This window comes from Streptomyces recifensis, from assembly GCF_002154615.1.
Classification (GTDB): Bacteria; Actinomycetota; Actinomycetes; order Streptomycetales; family Streptomycetaceae; genus Streptomyces; species Streptomyces griseoluteus.
This window is the reverse complement of the sequence record NZ_MUNH01000591.1, coordinates 1-7670: the sequence shown is the minus strand read 5'-3', so window position 1 is coordinate 7670 and position 7670 is coordinate 1. Positions and strand designations below refer to the sequence as shown.

General features: G+C 72.0%; 8 protein-coding genes and 1 pseudogene. 1 reads left to right on the top strand and 8 read right to left on the bottom strand.

Annotation, left to right across the window (positions count from 1 at the left end; all coding sequences use genetic code 11):
- The coding region (locus tag CCN33_RS26650; protein WP_140394690.1) for a hypothetical protein at positions 1–182 on the top strand (182 nt) is incomplete at its 5' end.
- Positions 183–329: 147 nt separating this feature from the next.
- Here the strand turns inward: CCN33_RS26650 and CCN33_RS26645 are convergent.
- From CCN33_RS26645 to CCN33_RS26610, 8 genes and pseudogenes are all read right to left on the bottom strand, one after another.
- Entirely contained in the window at positions 330–1415 is a 1086-nt protein-coding gene (locus CCN33_RS26645; RefSeq protein WP_086696003.1) for an ABC transporter ATP-binding protein, read from the bottom strand.
- 59 nt (positions 1416–1474) lie between these two features.
- The gene (gene modB / locus CCN33_RS26640; protein WP_086696002.1) at positions 1475–2329 is read right to left on the bottom strand and encodes a molybdate ABC transporter permease subunit; all 855 of its coding nucleotides are present in this window, start codon (positions 2327–2329) and stop codon (positions 1475–1477) included.
- Positions 2326–3147, bottom strand: coding sequence for a molybdate ABC transporter substrate-binding protein (gene modA / locus CCN33_RS26635; RefSeq protein WP_086696001.1), 822 nt, complete (start codon positions 3145–3147; stop codon positions 2326–2328). Before modA ends, modB begins: the two co-directional genes overlap by 4 nt.
- A gap of 208 nt (positions 3148–3355) precedes the next feature.
- A complete protein-coding gene (locus tag CCN33_RS26630; protein ID WP_086696000.1) occupies positions 3356–3754 on the bottom strand; it encodes a TOBE domain-containing protein in 399 nt (132 codons plus the stop codon).
- A gap of 68 nt (positions 3755–3822) precedes the next feature.
- Positions 3823–5775, bottom strand: a complete 1953-nt coding sequence (locus tag CCN33_RS26625; protein WP_086695999.1) for an APC family permease — start codon at positions 5773–5775, stop codon at positions 3823–3825.
- Positions 5776–6122: 347 nt separating this feature from the next.
- Complete coding sequence (locus CCN33_RS26620; RefSeq protein ID WP_086696004.1) at positions 6123–6653, bottom strand: universal stress protein; 531 nt, start codon at positions 6651–6653, stop codon at positions 6123–6125.
- A 186-nt stretch (positions 6654–6839) separates the two neighbouring features.
- Positions 6840–7040, bottom strand: coding sequence for a DUF5999 family protein (locus CCN33_RS26615; protein ID WP_030808771.1), 201 nt, complete (start codon positions 7038–7040; stop codon positions 6840–6842).
- A 374-nt stretch (positions 7041–7414) separates the two neighbouring features.
- Positions 7415–7670 (bottom strand): annotated as a pseudogene (locus CCN33_RS26610) (hypothetical protein); the annotation flags it as partial.

The window sequence follows — 7670 nt, the reverse complement described above, 5'->3', positions numbered from 1 at the left end:
CGCACACCGCCGCCGCGCTGGGCGGCGAGTGGACGCACGCGTACAGCCGCGAGGAGGCCGTCTTCCCGGCCGGGGTCTCGGCCGCCGGCAAGTACTGGCCGCCGGTCCGCCGGATCGACCAGGCGTTCGGCGACCGCAACCTGGTCTGCTCCTGCCCGCCGCTGGACGCCTACGAAGACTGAGCGCGCGCATGAAGCAAGGCCCCCTGTCCGGGCTCGGGCGGGGGGCCTTCCTCGTTTCCGCTCAGGTGGTGGACCGCCGTGACGGTGCCGGAGAGCTGGTGGGGGATGCTCATTGCTCCTGGGGCCACACCGTAGGGGCCGGGCGGTCTATGCCGGGTAGGCGTGGGTCTGCGTCGCCTTGACGGTCGCCCAGACCGGCGCACCGGTGTGCAGGTCCAGCTCGGCGGCGGCCGCGGTGGTGAGGTCGGCGGCGAGCCGGATCTCCCCGGTCAGGTCCGCTCGGATCTGATCGCCGTGCGTCTCCAGGCCGGCCACCTCGCAGCGCCACAGGTTGCGCGCGCTCACCCCGGTCGGCCGGTCCCGGAACAGGGTCACGGCCACCGGCGGGAACGCGACGAACACCGGCCCGCGCAGATCCTCGGTGGTGGTGATCGACGGCCCGCCGTCCAGCCGTACCGCGTGCCCGTCGGCCTCGCCGCGGTAGAGGTTGAGGCCGACCAGCTGCGCGATGTAGTCGGTGCGGGGGTGCCGGGCGATCTCGGTGGGCGTGCCCTCCTGCACGACCTGGCCGTGCTCGACCACCACCAGCCGGTCCGCGAGCACCATGGCGTCCAGCGGATCGTGCGTCACCAGCACGGCGACCGCCTCGAACTCCGCCAGATGCCGCCGCAACTGCGAGCGGACCTCCAGTCGGGTGCGGGCGTCCAGCGCGGCGAGCGGCTCGTCCAGGAGCAGCAGCCGGGGCCGGGTCGCCAGCGCCCTGGCCAGCGCGACCCGCTGGGCCTGACCACCGGAGAGACGGCGGGGCTTGGCACCGGCGTGGTCGGCCAGGCCCATGCGCTCCAGCCAGGTGGCGGCCTGCGCGCGGGCCTCGGCCTTGCCGGCGCCGTGGCAGCGCGGCCCGAAGGCCACGTTGTCCAGCGCGGTCAGGTGCGGGAAGAGCAGGTAGTCCTGGAAGACCACGCCGACCGGCCGCTTCTCCGGCGGAACGCGCTCAAGCCCGGTGCCGTCCAGCCGCAGATGCCCCTCGGAGAGCGGCACGAGGCCCGCCAGGGCGCGCAGCGCGGTGGTCTTGCCCGCGCCGTTCGGCCCGAGCAGCGCGACCACGTCACCGGGGGCCGCCCGCAGGGACACGTCCAGCCGGAAAGTGCCCCGGTCGACCACGAGACGGGCGTCGAGGCCCTGTCCGTCCGCTGCCTCGAGCAGGGCGGGAGGCGCGTCGATGTCGGTCATGGGGCGGTCGTCCTCCGTGGGCGCCGGCGTGGTCGCTGTCCTCCATCCTCGCGGCACCGTCACGCTCCCGTCATCCAACGGTCCCGCAGGCCCGCGAGCACCGCGATGGACACGGCCAGCAGGATCAGGCTGAGGGCGATGGCGGCCTCCGGGTCGTTCTGGAGGGCGAGGTAGACCGCGAGCGGCATGGTCTGGGTCCGGCCGGGGAAGTTGCCCGCGAAGGTGATCGTGGCCCCGAACTCACCGAGCGCGCGGGCCCATGCCAGCACGGCACCGGCCGCGATGCCCGGCGCGATCAGCGGCAGGGTGACCCGGCGGAACGCGGTGAACCGGGACGCGCCGAGCGTGGTCGCCGCCTCCTCGTAGCGCGGGTCGGCCGCCCGAAGGGTGCCCTCCACGCTGATGACGAGGAACGGCATGGCGACGAACGCCTCCGCGATCACCACACCGGCGGTGGTGAACGGCAGGGTGATGCCGAACCATGAGTCCAGCCACTGGCCGACGATGCCGTTGCGGCCGAGCGCGAGCAGCAGCGCGACACCGCCGACGACCGGGGGCAGCACCAGCGGCAGCGTCACCAGCGCCCGCACCAGACCGCGGCCGGGGAACTCGGCGCGGGCCAGCAGCCATGCCAGCGGCACGCCGAGCACCAGGGCGACGGCGGTGGCGGCGGTCGCGCTGATCAGAGAGAGCTGGAGGGCCTGCCACACCTCGGTGCTGGTGAGCTGGGACGGCAGGCCGCGCCAGGGGGCGCGGACCAGCAGGGCGAGCAGCGGAACCAGCAGGAACGCCATGGCGAGCAGGCCCGGCACCAGCAGCGGTACCGGCACGCCCCGGCGGACGGCACGGACCCGCGGGCGCCGCGGTCCGCCTCTGCCGGACCGCGCCACGCCGGGCTGCTTCGGCTCGGTCACGGCTTGAGGAAGCCTGCCCGGGTCAGCACCTGCCGGCCGTCGGGGGACTTGACCAGGGCGATGAAGGCGGCGGCCGCGTCGGCGTTCTTCGAGCCCTTCAGCGGGGCGATCGGATAGTCGTTGATCGCGTCCTTGGACTCGGGGAACTCCACACCCTGGACCTTGCCGCCGGCGGACTTCACGTCCGTCCGGTAGACCAGGGACGCGTCGGCCTCCTTCAGCTCCACCTTGTTCAGGGCGGCCTTGACGTCCTGCTCGTAGGAGACCGGGGTGACCTTGACGCCGCCGGCGTCGAGGACCTTCTGCGCGGCCGCGCCGCACGGCACGGTCTTGTCGCAGAGGACGACCTTGAGCTTCGGGTCGGTGAGGTCCTTCAGCGAGGCGACCTTGTCGGGGTTGCCCGGCAGGGTGGCGATCTCCAGCTGGTTGCGGGCGAAGGTCGACGGGGCGCTCGTCGTGTCCCGCTTGTCGGTGACGATCTTCATCGTCTTGGGGCTGGCGGCGGCGAACACGTCCGCCGGGGCGCCGCTGGTGATGCTGGCGGCGAGGGTGTCACTGCCGCCGAAGTTGAACGCGACCTTGGTGCCGGGGTGCTGCTGCTCGAACTGCTTGCCCAGGGTCGTGAAGCTCTCCTTGAGGGAGGCGGCCGCGAACACGGTGACCGTGCCGGACAGCTTCGGGGAGGCGGAGCCGGAGCTGTCGGCCTTGGCGGGCGTGGACCCGTCGGAGTGGGAGCAGGCGCTGAGGGCCAGCAGGGCGGCGACTCCCACACCGGCCGGCGGCAGCATCCGGCGGGTCCGGCGTGCGGTACGGGTCATCACGGTCTTCTACTCCTCGTCTCGGCGGAACAACGCTCGCGCCCGTCAAGGGGGCGGAGACCGGCCGCGAGGTCGATGATACTGCCGCATCTGCCAGACGTAAGTCGAGTGTCGCTTCGCATGCGCTGTGAAGTTGTGGTTCAGGGCTGGCATATGCGGTTGGGTGATCACCGGTGGCCGGGTCGCCCCGGCTCGCTTCCGGAGCCGCTCAGAAGCGGTCGACGTGCACGTTGGTCGACTTCACGCGGGCGGTGGCCTCCATACCGACCTCCAGCCCGAGTTCGTCGACCGCCTCGCGGGTCAGCAGCGAGACCAGCCGGTGTGGACCCGCCTGGATCTCCACCTGGGCTGCGACGTCACCGAGCTTGATGGCGGTGACGATGCCGGGGAACGCGTTGCGCACCGAGGTGGCCGAGGTCTCCTCCTCGGCCGTCCCGCCCGCCTGGGCCAGTTCGACGGAGAACGCGGCGAGGTCCTGACCGGCGATCAGGCGCCGCCCGGACTCGTCGCGGTGGGTGGCCACCCGGCCGGCGTCGGCCCAGCGGCGGGCGGTGTCGGGGCTCACGCCGAGGAGCCGGGCTGCCTGGCCGATCGTGTACGACTGCATGCTGGTCACCATAAAGCGAGAGGTCGGCGGGCGTGCGCCCGGGCGGGACGCGGGAGCGTCCGGACGGCTCAACCCGTGTGCACCCGGGGGCGGCGGGCCCGGTCCGGCTCAGCCTCGCGCAGCACCTCGCGGGTGACCGGCGCGACCTCGCCCTGGCCGAAGAGGAAGAAGCGCAGGAAGTTGGCGAACGGGCTGCCCTCGGTCCACTCGAAGAAGATGTGCGGCGTACGCCCGGTCAGGTCCCGTACGTGCAGCAGCAGGGCGGCGAGGGCGTTGGGGATGGAGGAGGACTCCACGGTCAGCACCCGGTAGCGGTTGTGCAGGACCTCGCCGCGCACCGTCAGGCACGTCTCGAACTCCGAGGGGTCGGCCACCGTGACCTCGACGAAGACGAAGTCCTCCTGCTCGGGCATGTCGTTGTCGGTACGGATCTGCTCGATCTTGTCGCGGTACTCGGCCCGGTCGCGGTTGTCGGGCTCGTTGGCGATGAAGCGGATCTTCCGGCTGGCCATGTCCCGGACGAACCGTTCCGCCATCGGGTCCATCGCCACGCTGGTCACCCGCAGCTCGAAGGAGCGGGCCAGCCGGGACAGCAGGGAGACCAGCATGATGCCCGCGATGAAGCAGGCGCCGATCTTCACGCCGTCCGGGCGCTCGATGACGTTGGCCACCGTGGTGTACAGGAACACGGCGGAGATCACGCCGAAGCCGATGGTCCAGCCGCGCTGTCCGGCCTTGCGGGCGGCGATGGTCACCGCGATGGCGGCCGAGCTGATCAGCACCAGCACACCGGTGGCGTAGGCGCCGCCCTGCTTGTCCACGTTGGCGTCGAAGAGCCAGGTGACCAGGAAGGCGATCAGGATGAAGACGATGACCATCGGGCGCACCGCGCGGGCCCAGTGCGGGGCCATGCCGTACCGGGGGAGGTAGCGGGGCATCAGGTTCAGCAGGCCGGCCATGGCGGAGGCGCCGGCGAACCACAGGATGGCGATGGTCGAGACGTCGTAGACCGTGCCGAACGCGTTGCCCAGGTACTCGTGGGCGAGGAAGGCGAGGGCGCGGCCGTTGGCCTGGCCGCCCGGCTTGAACTCGGCGGCCGGGATGAGCAGCGTGGTGATGAAGCTGGTGGTGATCAGGAAGCAGCTCATGATCACGGCGGCGGTGGTGAGCAGCTTCTTGGTGTCCCGGATGCGGCCCGCCGGGTGTTCCTCGGTGTCGCCCGCGTCGCCCTGGACGTGCGGCATCACGGCGACGCCGGTCTCGAAGCCGGACAGGCCGAGGGCGAGCTTGGGGAAGACGATCAGGGCCACGCCGATCATCGCGAAGATGCTGCCGTGCTGGACGGTCAGGGCGTTGGTCCAGTCGGTGACCACGTGCTCGGCGGTCAGCACGTGCCACAGACCGGTGATCACCACGACGAGGTTGAGCGTGAGGTAGATGCCCACCAGGGCGACCGCGACGCCCATGGCCTCCAGGAAGCCCTTGAGGAAGACCGCGCCGAGCAGCGCCACCAGGATCAGCGTGATGAGCATCTGGTGGCCGCCCAGCGTGCCGGTCAGATGCGGGTTCTCCACCAGGTGGGTGGAGGCGTCGGCGGCGGAGAGGGTGATGGTGATCAGGAAGTCGGTGGCCGCGAACCCGAGCAGGGTCAGCACGAACAGCTTGCCCTTCCAGAAGGACAGCAGCCGCTCCAGCATGGCGATGGAACCCTGCCCGTGCGGGCTCTCCTGCGCCACCCGCCGGTACACCGGGAGGGCGCCCGCCAGGGTGACGACGACCAGCACGATGGTCGCCAGCGGGGAGAGCAGACCGGCCGCGAGGGCGGCGATGCCGGGCTGGTAGCCGAGGGTGGAGAAGTAGTCGACGCCGGTCAGGCACATCACCCGCCACCAGCGCTGACCCCGGTGCGGGGGTTCCGGCTCGGCGTGCGGACCGGTCAGGCCACCCCGCTTGCCCATGTCGGAGAGCCCCTGCAGCATCCAGCCGCGCAGACGGCTGGGAGGGTGCTCGGTCGTGGCCATCGGCGTGCTCCAGGTGGTGCGGCTCGGCTGCCTGCGGTCACTGCCTGCGGTCGCGCGGACAGCCGGACCAGCGTATGCGGAGAGTGACGTTCGCCCCATGGATTCCGGGGCGGGGAGGCGTCAATCCTGCGTTAAGAATGGGCCGACGGGGGCTGCTGACGCACCGATAAGTGAAGGCCCGGAGCCTGCGTGGACGGGAGACGCGGTGTGCGGGCGGCGCCGGGAGAGGTTTCGGGGGCTCCGGGAGCGGACACCGAGCGTCATCTCGGGCGAGATCGTCGGGTGTCGTCCGCACCCTGTCCATGCTGCCTCGCGCGAGGGCGGTCCGCAGCCCAGCGCGAGCGGGGTCAGAGGCCGCGGATGTCCATGCGCCAGTGCCAGGTGTTGCGGCGATGGACGGCCGTCAGGTCCGACTCCAGCGGGGAGGGCGGCACCGCGAGCACCGGGCAGCGGGCGTGGGCGAGGCACTGCCGGGAGACCCGGCCGGAGAACGCCCGGCGCAGTCCCCTGCGGCCCGCGCCGACCACCAACAGGTCGTCCTCGCGGTCCGCGACCGCCAGCAGCGCCGGCCCAGGCGTGCCGCGCACGATCACCGCGTGCAGCGGGAGGCCAGGACCCTCCTCGCCGAAGAGGTCGTCGAGCAGGGAGGTCAGGCGGTGTTCCGCCATCCCCTGCCACTCCTCGGCCAGCGGGTCGGCGACGGGGGAGCGCCGGCCGGCCGGATCGCCGCCGGGCGGCGTCCAGGCCAGCACCGGCCACAGCTCGGCGGCGAGCCGGTGGGCGAGCGCGGTGGCCCGGCGCAGGACCGTGACGCTGCCCAGGGAACCGCTCACACCGACGACCACCCGCGTGGCCCAGGGGGCGTTGTAACCGGACATCACTTCACGCTCCTCGGGGAGGGACCGCTCGCGCATCCTGCTTCCATCCCACCCCCGTCGGGCCGATTCGACCAGCCGGCCCAAGGCTCCCCGGCCCCGGACGCGCGTCGGGGCCGGTGCGCACCGTGTGTGCGTCCGGCCCCTGCGATCGTCGGGCGGCCTCGTCGGGCCGCCTCAGGTGCTGCTTCAGGCGGCGGTCATGAGGGCGCCGAGCGGGCGGTGGGGGGCGATGACCCGGCCGTCGGGCAGCAGCTCCCCGGTGTCCTCGAAGAGCAGAACGCCGTTGCACAGCAGACTCCACCCCTGTTCCGGGTGGTGCGCCACGAGACGGGCCGACTCGCGGTCGGCGGACTCGGCTGGCGGGCAGGTCGGTTGATGCTGGCACATGGGCGGGATCTCTCGCTTTGTCGTGGTCATGTCCGTCCCCCGTGGTGAAACATCGGTCGGAATCCAGTGTTGCCCGCTGGGCGTCGTTCCGCAGGGATTTGGCAGCACCGCTCCTTACTCGTTCATGACGCATCACTCTCGCGGACGGTTCAATCCAACCGCACTGTCCCTTTGGGTGGTTCGTTGTGGCCGGAAAGGGCTAGTCCACTTGGGGGAGTGGTGGCTATTCGCTCACAGGAGCGGGCAATTACTCGCACGAGCGAAATGTGTGGGGCTCACGGAAAGGGTGCGCACCCCGAGCAGGAATCCGGCGTACCCGGAGAAAAGCGCGTACCCCGCTTCCGCGCCGGGAAGCGGGGTACGCGGGTGGTCGGTCAGGCGGGTGAGCCGAGAAGGGGCACGGGAGTCGCGCGATGAGTCAGCACCGGCAGCAACTCCGAGACCCGGTGCGGCCGGTGGGCCCGGATGCCGGGCGGCGCCGGGGCCAGCGGGACCAGGAGATCGGTGGCGGCGGGGTGACCCTCGGCCGGGTCGGCGCCGGGATCACCGTGCAGCCACAGGGTGAGCATGTACAGGCCCGGCACCGACAGCAGGCGCGGCTGGTAGGGCTGGAGCAGCGCCTCGGCCTGC